Below are 20,781 nucleotides of genomic sequence, written 5' to 3'. Positions count from 1 at the left end.
GACATGAAGCACGTTACACCGTCCGCGGGCCTCGATGCCCTGTTTCGTCCATCGTCGGTTGCCATACTGGGTGCCTCGGACGATCCGACGCGCATTTCCGGCAGGCCCCTAAGGTATCTGCTGGAAGGCGGTTTCAAGGGCGGCATCTTTCCGGTCAATCCCAATCGTGAAACCGTGCAGGGCGTCAAAGCCTACAAGTCGCTGGCCGACGTGCCTGCCGTGCCCGACGTGGCTTTGCTCGCGGTGCCCGCCAGTCTCACGGAACAGGCAGTGCGCGATTGCATAGCCAAGGGCATAAAGGGTGCTGTCATCTTCTCGGCCGGCTATGCGGAAAGCGGCGAAGAGGGTCTGGAAGTCCAGAAACGCATCGCCGATATCGCGCGCGCCGGCGGCCTGCGTCTGCTGGGACCCAATTGCCTTGGCATCTTCAACCCACAGATCGGTTTCTTCGGCACGTTCACGCAGTCGCTCGACCGGGAGATGCCGGGGCCGGGGCCGCTCGGCATCATCAGCCAGAGCGGCGCCTATGGCTCGCATATCGCCTATCTCGCCCGCAAGCGCGGCATCGGCATCAACTACTGGATCACCACCGGCAACGAGGCCGACATCGATGTGGCCGAGAGCCTCGAATGGATGGCGGTGCAACCCGACATCAAGGTGATCATGGCCTATGTCGAAGGCGTTCGGGACGGTCCGCGTTTCCGCAATGCGCTTGAGCTCGCCCGCCGGAACCGCAAGCCGGTCGTGATGATGAAGGTCGGGCGCTCCGAAATCGGGGCGAAGGCAGCATCTTCGCATACGGCATCGCTGGCCGGGGCGGACGCGATCTACGATGCGGTGTTCGCGCAATATGGCGTTCACCGTGCCACCACGACGGAAGAACAGATCGACGTTGCCTATGCCTGCGCGCGCGGGGTGTTTCCAAAGTCGAACAAGCTCGGCGTGGTCACGCTTTCCGGTGGTGCCGGCGTCCTGATCTCGGATGCTGCCGAGCGGTATGGGCTGGACGTCGCGCCGATGCCGGCCACCGCGCAAAAGAAGCTGAAGGACCTGCTGCCCTTCGCGTCCGTTGAAAATCCGGTCGATACCACGGCGCAGGCGTTGAATGACATGAACCTGCTCGCCCGCAATATCGAGGTCATCCTCGATGAAGGCGGCTATGACGCAGTGATAGGCTTCTTCAGCTCCGTTCCGAATACGAGGACGCTGTCCGGGCCGCTGCGGGACGCAATCGCAAAGGGATGCTCGCGCTTTCCCGATCGCCTCATCGCATTGTCGATGATCGGCGATCCTGAGGTAGTGGCTGCCTATGAAGCGAGCGGTTTTCTGGTGTTCGAAGATTCCGACCGCGCCGTGGCGGCACTCGCCGCTTTGGTCGGGTTTTCGGCAGCTTTCGACAGGTCCGATGATGCTCCGAGTATCCAGCCCGCCGCGTCGATAGGTACGGAAGCGCTTTCCGAAAGTGCGGCCAAGGCGCTGTTGGGCGCTGCGGGAATTCCCTTCCTTGACGAGCGGGTCGCAGCTTCTGCGGCGCAGGCCGGCGCGGACGCAGATGCCATCGGCTACCCGGTGGTATTGAAGATCGTCTCGCCGGATATCGAGCACAAAACCGAGATCGGCGGGGTCATGGTCGGCGTCGCAGACCGGGCAGGCGTGGAAGCCGGCTTCGAGACGCTGATGGCACGTGCGGCCGAACATCGGCCCGACGCCCGGATAGAGGGCGTGCTGATTGCGCCTATGGCGCGGAAGGGCGTGGAAACGATCATCGGCGTATCCCGTGATCCGGTATTCGGCCCAGTGGTGATGTTCGGCATAGGCGGTGTTCATGTCGAGGTGCTGAAGGACGTGGTCTTTCGGCTTGCCCCGTTTGGCCGCGCGGAAGCTGTTCGCATGATCGATTCGATACGCGGACGGGCGCTGCTGTCCGGCGTACGCGGGTCGGCTCCTGCCGATGTCGATGCCCTTGCCGATGTGCTCGTTCGGATTTCAGAATTTGCCGCCGCGCATCACGATGACATCGAGACGATCGATCTCAATCCCGTCGTCGTGCTGGCTGTCGGCGAAGGAGTCGTCGCACTCGACGCGCTCGTCGTGCCAAGACGGGACTTGAATTGAGATAACTTTCGAACTAGCGTTAGAAAATGAAATTTCGGGGTGCGAGCCCCTTGGTCAATCGGGAGGATTCAATGGCCGTCGATTATTCTGGCTACAAGTTTTTCATCTTCGAGCAGGACGGCCGCACCATGACGGTGACGATGAACCGGCCGGAGGCATTGAACGCCATGACCGCCGAAATGCACGAGGAATCTTCGCGCATCTTCTACGATCTCGGAATGGATCATTCCATCGACGTCGTCATCTTTACCGGTGCGGGCAAGGCCTTTTCCGCCGGCGGTGACATCGTCGGCATGAAGAAGATGTACGAAGACACCGAAATGTTCGATCGCTCGATCAACGAGGCGAAGAAGGTGGTGTTCGGCATTCTCGATTGCGAGAAGGTTATCATCTGCAAGATGAACGGCGATGCGGTCGGCCTCGGCGCGACGATGGCCTTGTTCTGCGACATCATCTTTGCTGCCGATCATGCTCGCATCGGCGACCCGCATGTCAGGGTTGGTCTGGCGGCAGGCGATGGCGGTGCGGTGATATGGCCGCAGGCGATCGGCTATGCGCGGGCCAAGGAATATCTGCTCACCGGTGATCTCATCAATGCCAAGGACGCGGCGGCGATGGGGCTGATCAACTATGCCGTTCCAGCTGACGAACTGGATGCGCGCGTCGATGCCTTCGCAAAAAAGATAGGCTCGGGTGCGATGAAGTCGATCAAATACACCAAGACGGCGATCAATATCGGCCTGAAGCAGCTTGCCCACAGCATGATGGACACCTGCATGGCCTATGAAGCGCTGACCAATCGCAGTCAGGATCACCTCGAGGCGATCAACGCTTTTTCTGAAAAGCGGAAGCCGAAATTCAATGGTCTCTGAGTGAACCGGACGGGGAGGTTCGGTTCGTACACGGGAGGAGCACGCAATGGATTTCGGTGAACCCGATCATGTAACGATGTTGCGCGAAAGCATCCGGCGCATGCTCGAACGTCATGCGCCACGCGAAATGATGGCGAAGTGGGACGAGGAGGACAAGGTTCCGCGCGCGCTCATGCAGCACATCACCGAGCTTGGCGTATGCGGCATGACTATACCGGAAGAGTATGGCGGAACCGGACGCGATATCCTTGCCACCATGGTGACGGTCGAGGAGCTGTCGCGGCGGTCGATGGTGATCGCGACGCTCTATCTCATGAATTCCTGCTACGGATCGATGAACATCCTGGCCTCGGGCAGCGAGGAGCAGAAGCAACGGCTATTGCCGAGGCTTGCCAATGGCGAGCTTCTGTTTGCCTATGGCCTGTCGGAGCCGGATGTCGGTTCCGACCTTGCCAGCGTCAAGACACGTGCCGAGCGCAAGGGCGACAAGGTCGTCATCAACGGCTTCAAGCGCTGGTGTTCGGGGGCCGAGAGTGCGGATTACATCTACGCTCTGGTCCGCTCGGGCGAGCCCGACGCACGCTATAAAAACCTGTCGCTGGTTCTGATCCCGCCGACAGCCAAGGGCGTAACGCTCACGCACATTCCTGCGATGGGCGCGCGTGGTCTCAACACCAACGACGTCACGCTCGACAATGTCGAGATTGGCATTGAGGACGTGGTCGGTGGCGAGGAAGGGTGGAACCAGGGCTGGCCGAAACTAGCCGGTCCGGCCCTTGAGGTCGAGAAACTGGAGGTCGCGGCTATGGCTTTGGGCATTGCCACGCAAGCGGTCGACGACGCGTGGGAGTACTCGCAGACGCGCAGCCAGTTCGGCAAGCGCATATGTTCGCACCAGTCGATCCGCCACATGCTGGCCGATGTGCAGACCAAGCTGGCTGCTGCGCGCCTGATGCTCTATCGCGGCTGCTGGCTGGCGGACAACAACCTGCCGTGCAGCGTCGAGACCTCGATGGCGAAAATGTATGTCTGCGAGATGGGCTTGGACATCGTGCTGACCTGCCAGAAGGTCATGGGTGCTTATGGTTATGCGCGCGGCTTCGATATGGAACGCCACGTTCGCGACATGCTGCTGATGCCGATCATCGGAGGATCGACGGCAATCCAGAAGAACAACATTGCGAACCGCATGGGCTTGCCGAAAGCCTGACGGTTCTGGGGAGGAGGCACTGAGATGATCGACACGCTTGGCGACGTCCTGCGCAACAACGCCTACAAGTTTCCGAACGAGAACGCCTATACCTATTCGGGCCGCCACGTCACGTTCGCCCAGCATGCCGAGCGCGCCAACCGGCTTGCCTCAGGCCTATGGAAACGCGGCATAAGGCGGCAGGACCGTGTGTCGATCCTGGCGCAGAACACGCTTGAATTCATGGAAGCCTACGGCGCCTGCGAACTGGCCGGTTACATAGCGGCGACCGTCAACTGGCGTCTCGCGCCGCCGGAAATACTCTACATCCTGACGGATTCCACACCACGCGTGCTGATATTCGAGGCGCAATATGCCGGCGTCATCGAACAGATCCGCGACAGGCTCCCGCATATCGAGACATATCTGTGCTTCGGCGGTGCGGTACCGGCCTGGGCCGAAGACTACGAGGCTGTGCTTGCTGCGGGAGACGTGGAAGGCGCCCCGTCACGCCCGACGCCCGACGACATCATGCATCTCATCTACACCAGCGGGACGACCGGCCGTCCCAAGGGCGTGATGCGCACGCACAGAGCAGAGATTGCGATCGGCATCCTGATGGCGACCGAACTCGGGCTGATCGTGTCGGACCGGCTCCAGTTGATGATGCCGATCTTCCATGTCGGCGCGCGGTTCCTGCAGATCGGCGTTCATATACGCGGCGGCAGTGTCGTTCTTCATCGCGAATTCAAGCCTGCCGAAATCGTCGAAACTATCGTTCGCGAGCGTGTGACGATGACGCATATGGCGCCGACCATGGTGCAGGCGGTGTTGAGCGTTGCGGGCATAGATGAAGCCGATCTCTCCTCGCTGCACACGATCTGCTATTCCGCCGCCCCAATGCCCGTCCCGCTGCTGAAGCGCGGACTGAAGCTGCTGGGCCCGGTCTTCCTGCAACTCTACGGCATGACCGAAGGTGGCGGCACGACGCTTCACAAGCGCCAGCACAAGCCGGACGGAACACCGGAGGAAATCAAGCTGCTCGGCTCGGTCGGGCAGGCCGCGCCCAATGTCGACATTCGCATCATCGATGAAGCCGGTACAGAACTGCCCGTGGGAGAACCCGGCGAGATCCTGATCAAGACCACCAGCCAGATGCTCGGCTATTGGAACAATTCGGCCGCCACCATCTCCGCCTTGCGCGACGGTTGGTACTACACCGGTGATCTCGGCTATCTCGATGAACAGGGGTTCCTCTATCTGGTCGACCGCAAGAAGGACATGATCATTTCCGGCGGCGAGAACATCTACTCGCGCGAGGTCGAGGAGGCTCTTGCCGCTCATCCCGATATTCAGGATGTCGCTGTGATCGGCGTAAAGGATGAATATTGGGGCGAAACCGTGCGCGCCGTTGCCGTCGTCAATCCCGGCGTGACGCTGGGCGAAGCCGAACTCATCGAGCACTGCAGGAGCCTCATCGCCAGCTACAAGAAGCCGAAATCGGTGGTCTTCGTCGATGAACTGCCGCGTCTGCCCAGTGGCAAGGTCAACAAGGTGGTGCTGCGGCAGTTACACGGCGCGCCCGCAGCGGCAGGGGCGTGATATGAGCAGCGACTTATCACGTCCATCGGTCACACGCTGGCTGGCCGAGCGGGCTTGCGCGATCCGTCGCGAAGATCTGCCGGACGCTGCTGTCACGATTGCGCGCCAATGCATTCTCGACTGGTTCGCGGTCACGCTGCCTGGGGCATCCGAACCGGCGGTGACGTTGCTGGCAGACGAACTGCTTTCCGACGGCGCGCGGCCGGTTGCAACGCTGGTTGGGCGGTCGGACAGAACGTCGGCAGCCAACGCGGCGTTGATCAACGGCACCGCGTCGCATGCCATCGACTTCGACGATGTGAACATGGCGATACTTGGCCATCCCACCGTCGCGATATTGCCCGGCCTTCTGGCCCTGGCAGAAGAAATTTCAGCGTCGCAGGACGAGGTTTTGGCCGCTTTCGTTGCCGGTTATGATGTCGTCTGCCGCGCCGGTGCGCTGATGAGCCCGGGTCACTACCAGCACGGCTTTCATGCAACCGCGACGGTCGGCAGCGTCGGGGCCGCCGCCGCCTGCGCGCGTCTCCTGAAGCTTGATGCCGAAACCACGGCAACCGCCTACGGCATCGCCGCCACGATGGCGTCCGGCCTGAAGTCGATGTTCGGCACGATGTGCAAGCCATTGCATGCCGGACGCGCTGCCCAGAACGGACTTCAGGCTGCACGGCTGGCCAAGCGCGGCTTCACCAGCCGCCAGGATGCGCTGGAGTGCGCGCAGGGACTGGCTGCGACCCAGAGCGTCGACTTCAATCCTGAAGAGGCGATGAAGGATGCTCCGCTGGATCATCACATCGCCAACAACCTCTTCAAATATCACGCCTCCTGCTATCTCACCCACGGTGCGATCGAAGCAGGAAAGGCGGTCCGCGAAAGGCACGCTGTTTCCTCGAACGCAATTCAGGCTGTTGAAATCCGCGTGCCGCCGGTTACCGACCGGGTTTGCAACATCGCAGCACCCCGCACGGGCCTTGAGGCCAAGTTCTCTTTGCGCCTGACCGTCGCGATGGCGCTGGCCGGCCGGGACACTTCCGGCATCGCGACTTACACCGACGCGCTGACGCAGGAGCCGGAGCTTGTCCGGCTGCGCGACATGGCGACGATTTCTTTCGATGAAGCATTGCCGGAAGCCAAGGCTGAAATCGCAATAAGGACGGCGGACGGCACGCGCCTGTCCGCAATCCATGACGCAGGCGTGGCCGACACCGATCTGGTGCGCCAGGGCCTGAAGCTGGCGGCGAAATTCGATGCGCTGGCCGTGCCGGTAATCGGCGGAAGGGCTACCGTCTTGCGCGCCGCGCTGACCGATTTCGGCGGGGAAGAAACGGTCGGCGGCATTATGGCGCTTGCCCGGGGAGGAATGCATTGAGCAAGAAACTTGGGACTGCCGTCGTTACCGGTGCCGCCAAGGGTATCGGGCGCGGCATCGTCGAGCATCTGGCCCGTGAGGGCTATCATGTGGTTGCGCTCGACAGGCTGGATGAAGTCCACGATCTGGCAGCCGGTCTGCGCAGCTCGGGGGCTGATGTCGATTCTGTGGTGCTGGACATCCGTGACCGTGCCGCGATTGCCGAACTGATGCTTCGCTACGCGCCGATCGATGTCATCGTCAATAATGCCGCCATCACAAGCACGCACCGCTTCGAGGATCTGACCGAAGATCATTTCCGCGAAAATTTCGACATCAACACGGTCGGAACATTCATCGTTGCGCAAGAGGGCGCGCGCCGCATGCGCAATGGTGGGCGCATCGTCAACATCGCCTCGCGATCCTTCGCCGGCGCTCCGCAAATGGCGCACTACGTTGCCTCCAAGACAGCCGTGGTCGGGTTGACCCGCGCCATGGCGATCGACCTGTCGCCGCGCGACATCCGTGTCAACGCCATCGCTCCCGGCGTGGTCGATACCGATATGCTCCACTACATGACGCCGGAGCGCCAGCAGGTGATGTTGTCCCTTCAACTGCTTGGCCGCATCGGCCAGCCCGAAGATATCGCACGCGCGGTATCCTTCCTGGCTTCTCCCGAAAACCGCTACATCACCGGGCAGGTTCTGGTCGTCGACGGCGGCCGTTCGCTTGGCCAGGGCCAATTGCCGCCTGAGGAATCCGTTTATGACTGAACTCTCCGACGAACGTCGCATGATCCAGGAATCGGCGCGTGAATTTACGCGCACGCAGGTTCGCCCGCTGGCCGACAAGCTCGATCCGGTCAAGGGCGAGATGCCGCGCGAACTGATCGACCAGATGGCCGAGCTCGGCTATTTCGGCATCCTTATCCCCGAGGAATATGGCGGTCTTGGACTGGGGGCCTTCGAATATTGTCTGGTCGCCGAAGAGCTTGCGCGTGGCTGGATGAGCGTTGCTTCGATGATCGCGCGCGGCAATGCGCTGATCGGCTCGCTCAAGGCGATGACGCCGGAACAGAAGAAAGTCTATCTGCCGCGCATGGCGCGGGGCGAATTTCTGGGAGCGTTCTCCCTGTCCGAACCGGACGCCGGTTCCGACGTCGCCAATATCTCCTGCCGTGCAAAGCGGGTGGGCGACGAATGGGAGATAACGGGCAACAAATACTGGTGCACTTTCGCCGATGGCGCGGATTTCATCATGGTCTTCGCCCGCACCGATCCGTCGGTCGATCCGAAAGCACGGCATCGTGGGATTTCGGCCTTCATGGTCGAAAAGCCGCGCGGCCAGCTGCCGGAAGGCGTCTCGGGAACCATCATTCCGAAGATCGGATATTTCGGCTGGACGACCTGGGAACTGGCTTTCGACAAATGTCGCGTGCCTGCCGCCAATCTCATCGGCGAAGAGGGCCGAGGCTTCTATCTCGCGACGGCAGGGCTGGAAACGGCGCGTGCCCATACTGCTGCGCGGTCCATCGGTCTTGCGCAGGCCGGGCTGGACGATGCCGTCGCCCACGCAAAGGAGCGTCGCCAGTTCGGCAACCCGATCGCCGCGTTTCAGGCCATCCGCTTCAAGATCGCAAGCATGGCGACCGAAATCGAGGCTGCGCGCGCGCTGATGTATTCGGTTTGCGAAAAGATCGACCAGGGCGTGCGCTGCGACAAGGAAGCCTCGATGGTGAAGCTGTTCGCCTCCGAAATGTCCGAGCGCGTCACCAGCGAAGCGCTGCAGATTCACGGAGGCGGGGGTTACACCACGCTGAACCAGGTCGAGCGCCACTGGCGCGACGCCCGCCTGACCAAGATTTTCGAAGGCACCTCCGAAATCCAGATGCGGATCATCTCGGACCATATACTGGGCCGGGACTGACCACTTAAACCGTTATCCGGGGTGTCGCTCTCGCTTTCGCAGGAGCGGCCTCCGATTTCGTGTTTCCCGGCTTTCCCAGGCCGTCGAGAACCACCGCCGCAAATTCGTGGGCAACTTCATCGATGGTCCGCCCGCCCGGCTTGAACCATTCGACGGTCCAGTTCAGCGCGCCGAGAATGAACAGGCGCGACAGGGTGATGTTGGCGTCGGCGCGGAACTCACCGCGCTTTTGCGCATCGACCAGAATGGTCTGCCACAGCGAGGCATAGGAATCGCGCAGCCGCATGTTCTGGGCCCGGATTGCTTCGGGCACCTGCCCAATCACGCGGCGGGTCGCCAGCGTATAGTCGCCGATGTCGATGATCGCCGAAAGATGGGCGCGTATCGCGGTTTCAATGCGTTGGCGAACATCTGCGTCCGCAGGAAGAGCTGCGAGTGCAGAATTCACAGTGTCGAGAACGGCATGCATGCCGATGTCGAGTACCGCGCTGATAAGCTCGTCCTTGGACTTGTAGTGATAGTAGATGCTGCCCGCCTTGAGGTTAGCCTCGTCGGCAATGGTCCGCATGGTCGTTCCGGCGTAACCGTAGTCGCGAAAAATCTTCGCGGCGGCGTCCAGAACGCGTTTTTGTGAAATTGCCGACTTTGCCAGCTTTCGTGTCATATTGGGCCTGCTCCTCGTCCTCTCACGGACATTGTACGACTTTGCACGCAAGGATGGAAACTTTTCTAACAAAGAGCAGATTTGTTATTTTCTAACTAGTGTTAGGTTTTGGATTGGTGTAGCTTTCTTACGACCTTGAAGGTTGCCGGGAGGAAACGGTGGAACTGGTTACTGTCGAACGGCACGAGCGCGGAATCGCTCGTGTGGTGATGAATCATGCCGCGGCGCGCAACGCGCTGGGTGAGGATTTGCGCAACGCGCTTCTGCCTGTTTTCCAGGGTCTCTTTGACGACGCCGGAACGCGTGTCATCGTTCTGGCGTCGGCGCTCAAGGATTTCTCCGTTGGTGGTGACCTGTCGCGCATGGATACGCTGTCGGACCCGAAGAACGGACGGCGGCGGATCGCATCCGCGCACAAGCTGGCACGTGTGTTGCTGGCCGCTGAAAAGCCGATGATCGCCGAGGTGCGCGGCCATGCAGTGGGCGCAGGGGCCGGTCTCGTGCTGTTCTGCGACACGATCGTCATGGGCGAAACCGCCAGCATCGGCTTTCCATTTCCGCGAGTCGGGTTAGCCCCCGATTTCGCGATCGGATACACGCTGCCGAAGCGGATCGGACTGGCCAAGGCGAGGCAGGCGCTTCTCTATTCCCGCAGCTACAAAGGGGCTGAAGCACTTAACATAGGCTTAGCGGACGACATCGTGGCGGACGACGCCGTGGCCGAAACTGCCCTGCAGCGGGCACGCGAACTGGCGGCGTTCCCGTCCTTGGCGCTGTCTCTCACCAAACGCATGCTTGAACTGTCCGACGATGCCTTTGCCGTTCTCGATTTCGAGGCAACCGCACAGCCTGTCTGTTTCGCCAGCGACGATTTTCAGGAAGGGCTTGCCGCGTTTAGGGAAAAGCGCAAGCCGAACTTCGATCCGTCCGTTCAATAGCGGTGCGGTGAAGGATGATGCGCGCGCCCAATACGCTTGCCGACATGCTCGACAACAATGCCTGGAAATATCCGGACGAAACCGCATTCGTCTGGGGCGAGAGGCAGGTAACCCACGCCCAGTTTCACGAGCGTGTCAGCCGCCTTGCCAGTGCATTGCGTGGATTGGGGCTGAAGCGCCAGGACCGCGTCGGCATCCTCAGCCAGAACCGACTGGAATTTCAGGAGGTCTACGGCGCCTGTGAGATTTCCGGGTTCGTTTGTGCGACCGTCAACTGGCGGCTGGCGATCCCCGAGATGGTCTACATCATCAATGACGGTGCGCCGAAGGTGCTGGTTTTCGAGGCGGATTACGCCGAGACAATCGCTGCAATGAAGGATCAGCTGAAAACGGTCGAGCACTTCATCTGCCTCGACGGCAACTCCGATTTTGCCCTGGACTATGAGGACCTGCTCAATTTCGGAGATGCCTCGGGCGTCCCGTTCCGGCCAAAGCCGGAGGACATCGCCTTTCTGATCTACACATCCGGAACCACGGGACGGCCAAAGGGCGTGATGCTGGGGCAGGGCGGTCAGGTTGCCGCTGCAGAAGTTCTGGGCTCGGACCAGCGCAATTCGCCGGCCGACCGCCTGCTGATCATGATGCCGCTGTTCCATATCGGTGCCAAGATCATCCAGCTCGCGCAGCATTGGCGGGCAGGCACCGTGGTCGTCCAGAAGGGTTTCGACCCCAAGGCGGTGCTGACCTGCATCGAACGGGAGCGCATCACGGTGACCCACATGGCGCCGACGATGATCCAGACACTGCTGGATTCGCCTGAAGTCGGAACCACCGACATATCGAGCCTGCGCATGATCGTCTATGCGGCAGCACCAATGCCGATCCCCGTTCTCAAGCGCGGCCTGAAACTGTTCGGTCCCGTCTTTCAGCAGCAGTTCGGACAGACCGAGGGAATCGGCACGACATTGCTTGCCCATCAGCATCGGCCCGATGGCACGGATCGTGACCGGGAAATCCTGACCTCGGTCGGGCAAGCCTCGCCGCGCGTCGATGTGCGGGTCGTGGACGAGCATGGCGAGGATTTGCCGACCGGAGAGGTCGGCGAGATTCTGCTGACGAGCCCCGGCGTAATGATGGGGTACTGGAACAACACCGCGGCGACGCTCGAAACGCTGCGCGACGGCTGGGTGCATACCGGTGACATGGGCCGTCTCGACGACGAGGGCTTCCTCTATCTGGTCGACCGCAAGAAAGACATGATCATTTCCGGCGGCGAAAACATCTATTCGCGCGAGGTCGAGGAAGCCGTGGTGACACACGACGCGGTTTCGGAGGTCGCCGTGATCGGCGCGCCTGACGCGAAGTGGGGCGAGGCGGTGATGGCCATCGTCGTGCTGCGGCCCGGCAATAGCGCTACCGCCGAGCAATTGATCGAACACTGCCGGGCGCTCATCGCAAGCTACAAGAAGCCGCGCCATGTCGTCTTCGTCGACGAGATCGCCAAGTTGCCGAGCGGAAAAGTCGACAAGGTGAAGCTACGCAGCCTCTACGCACACGATTCACGACAATGATGCGCCCCGACCGGGCAAGGGAGGAAACATGCTCGAACTGTTTTCGTTGAAAGGTAAGGTCGCCGTCATTACTGGTGCGAGCCGGGGGCTGGGAAAGCCGATGGCAAAGGGCCTGGCGGCTGCCGGAGCGCATGTTGTTCTCATCGCTCGCGACCGTCAGAAGCTCGAATCCGTCGCCGCCGAAATCGCGGACGAAGGCAGGCAGGCGACAGTGCTGCCGCTCGATCTTGCGAATGAAGACGAGATCAGGACAGGCATCCGCAAGGTTGCCGGCGATCTCGGGCACATCGATATCTGCGTGAACAATGCCGGCATCATCAACTGGCAGCCCGTCCTCGAAAGCGACCTCGGCGATCTCGAGCAGATCATGGATACGAATGTGAGGGCGACATTCATCATGGCGCAGGAATGTGCTGCGGTCATGAAAGCCGGCGGTCGTGGCGGGCGCATTGTCAACACCGGATCCGTGCTGTCGACAATCGGCCGGGCCAAGTTACACGGCTACTGCACATCCAAGGCCGCAATCGTCGGTCTGACACGTTCCCTCGCTGCTGAACTTGGACGCGACAACATCACGGCCAATGTCATCGCGCCCGGCTATTTCGTGACTGATATCAATGCCAGCGTGACCTCGCGAGCAGGTTATGTCGAAGCCGTAAGCGGCGTGACGCCGATGGAGCGATGGGGCCGCCCGGAAGAACTCGTCGGGACGCTCGTCTACCTTGCGTCGGATGCTTCAAGCTTCGTCACAGGTCAGGTCATCCATGTCGATGGTGGGCTGAGTGCCACATTCACCTTCCAGCTTGCAGCCTGAGAGGACATCATGACCGAACGTTTTTCCCTGAAGGGTCGTGTCGCTGTCGTCACCGGCTCATCGCGCGGCCTGGGTTTCGAGATGGCAAAGGCGCTTGGCGAATCCGGTGCACGCGTCTGGATGACTGCGCGTGGGCAGGAGCAGCTGGAGGCATCGGCGGAAAGCCTCAGGGCCGAAGGCCTCGATGTCAGGACACGCGCTTTCGATCTGGCAGACGGTCAGGCCTGCGTGGATGCGATCCGGGAAATCGGTGCTGCGGAAGGGCGTCTGGACATACTGGTCAACAATGCCGGCATCAATGCCTGGGAGCCGCTGGCGGAGGCCACGACTGCAACCTGGGACCGCGTGATGGGCACCAATGTGCGGGCACCTTATCTGCTTTGTCGCGAGGCCGCACGGCTGATGGTGCCCAATGGCTGGGGGCGCATTATCAATGTCGGCTCGGCGCTGGCGGTGACTGGCCGCGAAAAGGTGACGGCTTATGTCGCCAGCAAACATGGCCTTGCCGGCATGACCAAAGCGCTGGCCGCGGAACTGGGCCCCAAGGGCGTAACCTGCAACATGATGGCGCCGGGCTATTTCCTCACCGAGATCAACACCACCATTCTGGCAAGGCCTGGCTACGAAAAGGGCGTTTCCAGCCGAATCCCGCTTGGCCGCTGGGGCGACCCGGAAGAGGCCGGCGGGGTTATCGCCTTCATGGCGTCGAAGGCGTCCAGCTACATGAACGGCCATGTGCTGGTGGTCGATGGCGGCATGACGGAAACGTTTGTGCTGCCGGTCGATGCGGCGTGAGGGGAATGCGATGAACAAAGAAGTAGCGCTTGTAACGGGTGCCGGTCGCGGCATCGGGCTTGCCACGACGCAGCGCCTGCTGGATGACGGTTTTCACGTCGTCATGGTCGATCTCAACGCGGAGCCTCTGGCCACCAATGCGGCCGCGCTGCTCGAAGCAGGCGGCTCGGTGGAACATCACGCGATTTCCATTACCGACCGTGCAGCGGTCTCGGCTTTGATTGCTTCGCTGCCGAGGCTGGACGTCCTGGTGAACAACGCTGCGGTTTTCTGGGATGGCAAGTTCGATGATGTCTGCGAAGACGACTTCAAGAAGATGTACGAAGTCAACGTCATCGGCGCCTTCGTCATGGCTCAGGAAGCCATCAAGGTGATGAAACGCGGCGCGCGGATCGTCAATGTCGCGTCTCGCGCCTATCTCGCCGGCTACGCCCATTCCCCCTACATCACGTCGAAGGCTGGCGCTGTCGGCCTGACGCGCGGCATGGCGTTCGATCTGGCCGAACGCGGCATTTTCGTAAACGCGATAGCGCCGGGCCTGATCGAGACCGATATGTTCCGCTCGCTGACGCCGGAACGCCAGCAGGAACTGATCGCCAAGCAACCCACGAAGGAAGTCGGCCAGCCGGAAGACATCGCGAATGGCATCGCCTTCTTCGCAAGCCCGCGCACCAGAAACGTCACCGGCCAGATACTGACGCTCGATGGCGGCCGTTCGATGGGCATTTCCATCTACTGACGTTGTTGTATTCGCCATAACAAAAAAGGGGCGGTGCCATGGCGCCGCCCCTTTTTTTGTTTCTGTGCGGTCTAGTAGTTTTCAGGCCGCTTCGTCCGTTTCAACGCCGAGATAAAATTTCTGGATGTCCTGATTGTTGGCAAGATCTTCCGTCGGTCCCTCGAGAACGCTGCGACCATTTTCGATCACATAGCCATAGGACGCATATTTGAGGGCAATCACTGCATTCTGTTCGACCAGAAGCATCGACACGCGCTTCTCGCGGTTGATGCGCGCGATGATCTCGAAAATTTCCGAAACGATCAGTGGCGCCAATCCGAGCGAGGGTTCGTCGAGCAGGATCATTTCCGGATCGGCAACGAGAGCGCGGCCGATTGCCAGCATCTGCTGTTCGCCACCGGAGAGATAGCCGGCGGCCTGGTTTCGACGCTGCGAAAGGATCGGGAAGTAGTTATAGACTTCGTCGAACGCGTCCTTTCGCGAGCGTGGTGAGCGCTGCGCGAAAGTCGACGCGATCAGGTTTTCCTCGACGGTCATCTCCGAAAAGACATGACGGCCTTCGCGAACGTGGAAGATGCCGCGCCGCACGATCTTGTGCGGCGCAAGTTTGAGCACGTCTTCTCCGCCGATCGTTATCGAGCCGCGGGTGACACGGCCGTTCTCGAGCGGAAGAAAGCCGGATATGGCCTTGAGCGTCGTTGTCTTGCCTGCGCCATTGGCGCCGAGAAGAGCGACGATGCTTCCTTCGGAGACCCGCAAACTCAGGCTGGACAGCGCCTGGATGACACCCTGATAGCAGACTTCCAGGTCTCTGATTTCGAGAACGGCTGCCATTTCAGCCCACCTTGACCCATTCGGTCAGAAGCTCGGGTTCGAGGTTTTCCGCTTCGGTGAAGCGGATGACACGCCCGAGCCCGATCTGCTGATCGCTGATGGTGACCGGCGCGCCGATCAGGCCGCCGGTGTCCCAATCCTTCACCGTGCGCATGGCAGCGGCCAGATTGTCGCCGTTCACCTCCTGGCCGGCATCGAGCACGATTTCGAAGGCCTTCGTCGCCATCATGCTGCTGATCCATGCATCGAGGAAGCCGAGACGCGCATAGCCGCTGAAGTTCGGGTTCTGCTGCTTCAGGATGTCGCCGATGATCTGCATCGTTTCGCCGGCCGGCTTGACGGTGTCGTCATTCCAGACCTTGATCCCGACCAGTCCGGGAGTGACATCACGCAGGTCGAAGAGCTTGGCACGCTCGCTCTGCCAGACGGTGCCCATGAAGACGACGTCTTCCATGCCGTAGTCACGCACCAGCCGAATAACCTCGGGCCAGACCGCGAAAGAATAACCGTGGTGGATCACATGGGTCGGCTGTGCCTGGCGGATGGCAAGTGCGAACGAGCTGACGTCGGTTTCGACGAACTTGGTCTGCTGCACCATGGCGACTTCGATGCCGAGCTCCTTGGCGAATGCCACGGCGGCTTCGATACCGTCGCGGCCCATGCCGGTGCTGGAGTGGACTATGACGAGCTTGGCCGGATTGGAGCCCGAGGAGTCCTTGATGTATTGCACCAGCATCTTGAGCTGCGCGCCATAGGTGGCGCCGGGTACGAAGTGATACGGATAGGCTTTTTCATCAGCCAGTTCCGAAGCGAAGGAACCCGACGTCATGAAGATCTTGTTGGTGGAATTGTTCTCGGGCGAGATCGCCTGGATCATGCCCGTGCTTTCGCCGAACAGATAGTCCACTCGGCCCTGCGCAAGGGCTTTCTTGACGTTGGCAACGGCCACATCCACCTTGAAGGTGGAATCGTTGATAGTGGCATTTACCTTGCGTCCGCGAATGCCGCCCTTGGCGTTGATCCAGTTCGCATAGGCGGTGAAGCCGTCACCCTGGAACTTTCCACCTTCCGCGGCCGGTCCGGTCAGGTCACAGTGGATGCTCCAGTTGAGGTCGTCCGCCGATTGGGCGGTGCGAATGCCGAAGGTCGATACGGCTGCTGCCGCACCTGCCGTTTTTAGAAAACTGCGTCTGCTATACATGCCTTCCTCCACATTGCGTGATCTTTCGATCGCTTAAATTCTTTGATGCCGCCGCCGCGTCGTTGTCAGCGGCGTTCAAACTTTTGTTTCGCGCGCTTCCACAACTGAGCCAGTCCTCGTGGCTCCAGGATCAGGAAGCTGACCATCAGCAAGCCGAACACCGTTTCACGGAGCGGCACGAGGATGAGCGCGATGTCGAAACCGAAAGTATCGCCCACCTGCAGCGCGCCTTCGCGCAGAAGCTCGGGCAGGAGCGTCATGAACACCGCTCCAAGTATGGCGCCGAGTGTCGAGCCCATGCCGCCGACGATGACGGCGGAGAGAAAGAAAACCGACAAAAGAAGGCCGAACTGCTCGGGGTTCACGAAGCGGTTGAAATAGGCAAGCAACCCGCCTGCAACGCCGGCATAGAAGGAACCGAGCGCAAAGGCGATGAGCTTGTATTTGACGATTTCCACGCCGAGAACCTGTGCGGTGAGGTCGCGTTCGCGCACGGCGATGAGAGCACGGCCGACGCGGGAGCGGATCACATTCACCACGAACCAGGTCATGAACACGACGGCAAACAGGATCAGATAGTAGATACGGGTTTCGTTGTTGAGCGAGACGCCGAAGATGGTCGCAGGCTGGACGGTAAGGCCCACATCGCCATTCGTCACGCTTTGCCAGTGCACGAAGACGAAGTTTAGAATGAACTGCGCCGCCAGCGTCGCGATGACGAGATACAGCCCGCGGATGCGCAGGGACGGCAGGCCGAAGCCGACGCCGATCACTGCCGCCATGACACCGGCAAGCGGGATCGCGATCCAGAAAGGCAGGCCAAGGTGGATCTGCGCAAGTGCTGCCGTGTAGGCACCCACACCTATGAAGGCGGCATGGCCGAGTGACAGCAAGCCGGTGTAGCCCATCATGATGTTGAGGCCGTGCGTGGCGATGATGTTGATGCCGAGCAGGCCGGCGAAATAGATCCAGTAACGCGGCGCCACGAATGGCAGGATCAGAAGAATTACCAGCAGCAGGCCGGTTGTCAGCCGGTTGGCGGTGAACCACATCGCGGGGGAACGGAGAGCTGTTGTTTCCACGTAACTGACCATCAGATTCTCTCGATTTCCTTGGTGCCGAACAGACCGGTGGGACGGACCAGCAGGACCATCAGAGCCAGGATGTAAGGGGTGATTTCGCGGTACTCGGTGCCAAGCATCAGGCCGGTTACTGCTTCGAGCCAGCCAATTATGAAGCCCGCTATCAGAACGCCGCCGATCGAGTTCATGCCGCCCAGGATGACGACTGCCAGGACATTGAGCGCGACCATGCCAAGGTGCGGCGTGAGCGTGTTGACGTTGGCCATCAGAACGCCGCTGATGCAGCCGGTGATCGCCGCGATGATCCAGGTGAAGGCGATGATGCGCCGCACGTCGATGCCCATGGAGTAGGCGGTAATGGCATCTGCTGCCGCGGCTCGCAGGGCAACGCCGGCCCGCGAATAGCGCAGATAGGCGATAAGCCCGACGACGATGACGACCGCGATGGCGAAGGCGCGCGCCGTCTTTCCCGGAATGAATATGTCGCCGAGCATGACGGGACTACGCGAAAGGATTGCGGGGATCTGAAGGTCGTTCGGGCCCCAGACCATGCCGACAACGCCACGGATGATCGATCCGATGCCGAATGTTACCATGACCACGGCAATGAACGGTCGGCCCAGCATGGGTCGGATCGCGACCCGTTCGATGAGAAGGGCAATTGCGATGGAACCCGCCAGCGCGACGCAGAATCCGGCGACGAGGCCGAGGGAATAGGTCACGGTTGCCGCGTAGAAGAAATACGCCGACAGCATCATCATCTCGCCCATGGCGAAATTGAAGGTCTTCGACGACTTGAAGATGACGATGATGCCGAGCGCGATCAGTGCGTAGATGCCGCCCGAAGCGATGCCGACGATCGAATATTCGATGAAGAAGTTCATGGGACCGTTCTCCTATGCCGCGTTCGCGGCCGGTTCTTCGGCGCCGCCGAGATAGGCCTTGATGACATCGGGGTTCGCGCGGACCTCGTCAGGAGTTCCCGATGCGATCGGCTTTCCGAAGGAGAGCACCACGACGTGATCCGAAATCCCCATGACCATGCTCATGTCGTGCTCGATGAGCAGAACGGTGGTGTTCCAGTTGTTGCGGACATCGGTGACGAAACGGCTCATTTCCCGCTTTTCCTCGCGGTTCATGCCTGCAACCGGCTCGTCGAGGAGCAGTATCTTGGGTTTCATGACCAGCGCGCGGGCAAGTTCGACGCGCTTCTGCAGTCCGTAGGCGAGATCTTCGACCTGATGGTGCTGAACGTGGTCCAGCTCCAGAAGGCCGATGACGTCGCGCTGGATTTCGCGGTCGAGCCGGTCTTCCTCGCGACGTGTCGATGGAAGTCGGAAGCCGGCCGACAACACGCCGCTCTTGAGATTGGTGTGGGCGCCGAGCTTGATGTTGTCCAGCACGGTCATGCCGTGGAAAAGGGCGATGTTCTGGAAGGTGCGGGACATGCCGCGATAGGCGCGCGCATGAGGCCCAAGTGCTGAAATGTCTTCGCCGGCAAGCCGAACTTGCCCGCTATTGGGTTTGTAGAAACCAGAAATGACATTGAACAAGCTGGTTTTGCCTGCACCGTTCGGACCGATGACAGCGGTGATCTTGCCGGTTGCGGCATGAACACTGACACCAGCGAGGGCTTTCACGCCTCCGAAGGTGAGCTGGATATTTTCGACGTCCAACATTTCAGCCGGCCTGCTGAACGATAGGCGCACGAAATCGTGTCAGGAAACCTGAAATTTTCATCGGATCGATCCTCCCTATCCCGTAGCGCTTCCTCCACCCGGGATTTTTAAAAAGTCTAACAGTTGTTCGAAAGTTTGTCACCAACTTGCTTCCATTTTCCGCAAAGGCTAGTCAAGTCACTGAAAATGAAAGATTTCTCTTGTCGAGGGACACCGTCGTGGCTTTCCACTCATTGTTAGAATCGAAGAGCGGATAGGTCGTCTGCGGCTTCGAACCGAATGCAGTCTCGAACGGCACATCAAGTCCCGCGCTCATCGTATTCTGGTGTTCGATAACGAGTTTCATGATTTACCTCCCGCTCTGTGCCACCTTCACCCTTATAACGGTTAGGGCTTTACGTCACAGGATTCTAACGATAGTTAGATTATGGAGATCAGGCAAGCCATTTGGTTGGCGAGCCTCGGAGGAGAAGCGGAATATGACAGGACAGCCCAAGAGGCTTCGCCGGTGCCAGCTCGCCGTGCCGGGTTCAAGCGACAAGATGATGGTCAAGGCGGCCGGCATGGAGGTCGACCATATCTTTCTGGATCTGGAAGATGCCGTTGCACCGGCGGCCAAGGTGCCTGCGCGTGCGCAGATAATCAACGCGCTGAATACGCTCGACTTCGGGAGCTCGGTGCGGTGCGTTCGCATCAACGACCTCGACACGCATTATGCCTATGAGGACATCATCAGCGTGGTGGAAGGGGCGGGCGCCAATCTCGACACCATCCTCGTTCCCAAAGTCAAATCCGCCTGCGACGTGCGCTTCGTCGACCGGCTTCTTACGCAGATCGAGACCAAGATGGGTTTTCAGCGCCGCATCGGCATCGAGGTGCTGATCGAGGAAGCGGAAGCCATCATGCGCGTCGAGGAAATTGCCGGTGCATCCGACCGGCTGGAAGCCCTCATCTTCGGGATGGGGGATTATTCCGCCTCGCAAGGCATCGATCCCCGCGCCATTTCCGGCGACAGCGGCTATCCGGGCGACATCTGGCACTACGCGCGATACAAGATGATCGTTGCCGCAAAAACCTACGGTCTCGATGCCGTCGATGGCCCCTTCGTCAATTTCCGCGACGGCGACTGGTTCAGGACCGAGTGCGTTCGCGCGCTGCAATTGGGCGCAGCAGGCAAATGGGCAATCCATCCCAGCCAGGTCGAAATCGCCCAGGACGTTTTCAGCCCGTCGCAAGTGGAGATCGATCGCGCCTACAAGGCGGTGTCTGCTTACAGGCAGGCGCAGGAGCAGGGGCTTGGCGCGATCCAGGTCGACGGACAAATGGTCGACGTCGCAACCGTCCGGCTGGTGCAGCGCATCATCGACCGCGCCGAACTTGCCGGCATGAAACCGTCTGCGGGGATTTAGCCAGAC

20 protein-coding genes are annotated in these 20,781 nt (G+C 60.4%); 13 read left to right on the top strand and 7 right to left on the bottom strand.

Translation table 11 applies throughout. From position 1 onward, the window contains the following. Window positions 1-3 precede the first annotated feature (3 nt). From G6N74_RS11555 to G6N74_RS11525, 7 genes are all read left to right on the top strand, one after another. The gene (locus G6N74_RS11555) at window positions 4-2,115 is read left to right on the top strand and encodes an acetate--CoA ligase family protein (RefSeq protein WP_165117380.1); all 2,112 of its coding nucleotides are present in this window, start codon (window positions 4-6) and stop codon (window positions 2,113-2,115) included. A gap of 71 nt (window positions 2,116-2,186) precedes the next feature. Continuing rightward, the gene (locus tag G6N74_RS11550; RefSeq protein ID WP_165117378.1) at window positions 2,187-2,987 is read left to right on the top strand and encodes an enoyl-CoA hydratase/isomerase family protein; all 801 of its coding nucleotides are present in this window, start codon (window positions 2,187-2,189) and stop codon (window positions 2,985-2,987) included. 46 nt (window positions 2,988-3,033) lie between these two features. Then, window positions 3,034-4,197, top strand: a complete 1,164-nt coding sequence (locus G6N74_RS11545; RefSeq protein WP_165117376.1) for an acyl-CoA dehydrogenase family protein — start codon at window positions 3,034-3,036, stop codon at window positions 4,195-4,197. A gap of 24 nt (window positions 4,198-4,221) precedes the next feature. Next, window positions 4,222-5,778: a long-chain-fatty-acid--CoA ligase gene (locus G6N74_RS11540; RefSeq protein WP_165117374.1), complete on the top strand. Its 1,557-nt coding sequence runs from the start codon at window positions 4,222-4,224 to the stop codon at window positions 5,776-5,778. Between the two features lies 1 nt (window position 5,779). Beyond that, window positions 5,780-7,144: an MmgE/PrpD family protein gene (locus G6N74_RS11535; RefSeq protein WP_165117372.1), complete on the top strand. Its 1,365-nt coding sequence runs from the start codon at window positions 5,780-5,782 to the stop codon at window positions 7,142-7,144. Beyond that, window positions 7,141-7,896, top strand: coding sequence for an SDR family NAD(P)-dependent oxidoreductase (locus G6N74_RS11530; protein ID WP_165117370.1), 756 nt, complete (start codon window positions 7,141-7,143; stop codon window positions 7,894-7,896). Before G6N74_RS11535 ends, G6N74_RS11530 begins: the two co-directional genes overlap by 4 nt. Further along, complete coding sequence (locus G6N74_RS11525; RefSeq protein WP_165117368.1) at window positions 7,889-9,049, top strand: acyl-CoA dehydrogenase family protein; 1,161 nt, start codon at window positions 7,889-7,891, stop codon at window positions 9,047-9,049. Before G6N74_RS11530 ends, G6N74_RS11525 begins: the two co-directional genes overlap by 8 nt. Before the next feature lie 4 nt (window positions 9,050-9,053). Here the strand turns inward: G6N74_RS11525 and G6N74_RS11520 are convergent, their stop codons facing one another. After that, window positions 9,054-9,713, bottom strand: a complete 660-nt coding sequence (locus tag G6N74_RS11520; protein WP_165117366.1) for a TetR/AcrR family transcriptional regulator — start codon at window positions 9,711-9,713, stop codon at window positions 9,054-9,056. Between the two features lie 158 nt (window positions 9,714-9,871). On the opposite strand from G6N74_RS11520, the gene G6N74_RS11515 reads away from it, so the two are divergent. Genes G6N74_RS11515 through G6N74_RS11495 form a run of 5 tightly spaced genes read left to right on the top strand, consistent with a single transcriptional unit; the run spans window position 9,872 to window position 14,570 of the window. Beyond that, the gene (locus G6N74_RS11515) at window positions 9,872-10,651 is read left to right on the top strand and encodes an enoyl-CoA hydratase/isomerase family protein (RefSeq protein WP_165117364.1); all 780 of its coding nucleotides are present in this window, start codon (window positions 9,872-9,874) and stop codon (window positions 10,649-10,651) included. A 17-nt stretch (window positions 10,652-10,668) separates the two neighbouring features. Continuing rightward, on the top strand, window positions 10,669-12,222 hold the full coding sequence (locus G6N74_RS11510) for an acyl-CoA synthetase (protein ID WP_205826635.1): 1,554 nt from the start codon (window positions 10,669-10,671) through the stop codon (window positions 12,220-12,222). Window positions 12,223-12,250: 28 nt separating this feature from the next. Next, the gene (locus tag G6N74_RS11505; RefSeq protein ID WP_165117360.1) at window positions 12,251-13,036 is read left to right on the top strand and encodes an SDR family NAD(P)-dependent oxidoreductase; all 786 of its coding nucleotides are present in this window, start codon (window positions 12,251-12,253) and stop codon (window positions 13,034-13,036) included. A 9-nt stretch (window positions 13,037-13,045) separates the two neighbouring features. Next, on the top strand, window positions 13,046-13,831 hold the full coding sequence (locus G6N74_RS11500) for an SDR family NAD(P)-dependent oxidoreductase (protein WP_165117358.1): 786 nt from the start codon (window positions 13,046-13,048) through the stop codon (window positions 13,829-13,831). A gap of 10 nt (window positions 13,832-13,841) precedes the next feature. After that, entirely contained in the window at window positions 13,842-14,570 is a 729-nt protein-coding gene (locus G6N74_RS11495; protein ID WP_165117356.1) for an SDR family NAD(P)-dependent oxidoreductase, read from the top strand. An 81-nt stretch (window positions 14,571-14,651) separates the two neighbouring features. Here G6N74_RS11495 and G6N74_RS11490 read toward each other — a convergent pair whose 3' ends face one another. The 6 genes from G6N74_RS11490 to G6N74_RS11465 form a co-directional block, all read right to left on the bottom strand. Beyond that, on the bottom strand, window positions 14,652-15,404 hold the full coding sequence (locus tag G6N74_RS11490) for an ABC transporter ATP-binding protein (protein ID WP_165117354.1): 753 nt from the start codon (window positions 15,402-15,404) through the stop codon (window positions 14,652-14,654). Window position 15,405: 1 nt separating this feature from the next. Further along, window positions 15,406-16,605, bottom strand: coding sequence for a substrate-binding domain-containing protein (locus tag G6N74_RS11485; protein ID WP_165117837.1), 1,200 nt, complete (start codon window positions 16,603-16,605; stop codon window positions 15,406-15,408). Window positions 16,606-16,670: 65 nt separating this feature from the next. Further along, a complete protein-coding gene (locus G6N74_RS11480; protein ID WP_165117352.1) occupies window positions 16,671-17,699 on the bottom strand; it encodes a branched-chain amino acid ABC transporter permease in 1,029 nt (342 codons plus the stop codon). Continuing rightward, a complete protein-coding gene (locus G6N74_RS11475; RefSeq protein ID WP_165117350.1) occupies window positions 17,699-18,571 on the bottom strand; it encodes a branched-chain amino acid ABC transporter permease in 873 nt (290 codons plus the stop codon). Before G6N74_RS11475 ends, G6N74_RS11480 begins: the two co-directional genes overlap by 1 nt. Window positions 18,572-18,583: 12 nt before the next feature. Further along, entirely contained in the window at window positions 18,584-19,366 is a 783-nt protein-coding gene (locus G6N74_RS11470) for an ABC transporter ATP-binding protein (RefSeq protein WP_165117348.1), read from the bottom strand. A 172-nt stretch (window positions 19,367-19,538) separates the two neighbouring features. Next, a complete protein-coding gene (locus G6N74_RS11465) occupies window positions 19,539-19,712 on the bottom strand; it encodes a hypothetical protein (protein WP_165117346.1) in 174 nt (57 codons plus the stop codon). Between the two features lie 133 nt (window positions 19,713-19,845). Here G6N74_RS11465 and G6N74_RS11460 point away from each other — a divergent pair, with 133 nt between their 5' ends. After that, window positions 19,846-20,775: an HpcH/HpaI aldolase/citrate lyase family protein gene (locus G6N74_RS11460; RefSeq protein ID WP_165117344.1), complete on the top strand. Its 930-nt coding sequence runs from the start codon at window positions 19,846-19,848 to the stop codon at window positions 20,773-20,775. The last annotated feature ends 6 nt before the right edge of the window (window positions 20,776-20,781 follow it).

Origin of the sequence: Mesorhizobium zhangyense (assembly GCF_011045115.1) — a bacterium.
Lineage (GTDB): Bacteria > Pseudomonadota > Alphaproteobacteria > Rhizobiales > Rhizobiaceae > Mesorhizobium_M > Mesorhizobium_M zhangyense.
The sequence above is the reverse complement of the archived record's forward strand: the minus strand, read 5'-3'. Positions and strand labels throughout refer to the sequence as shown.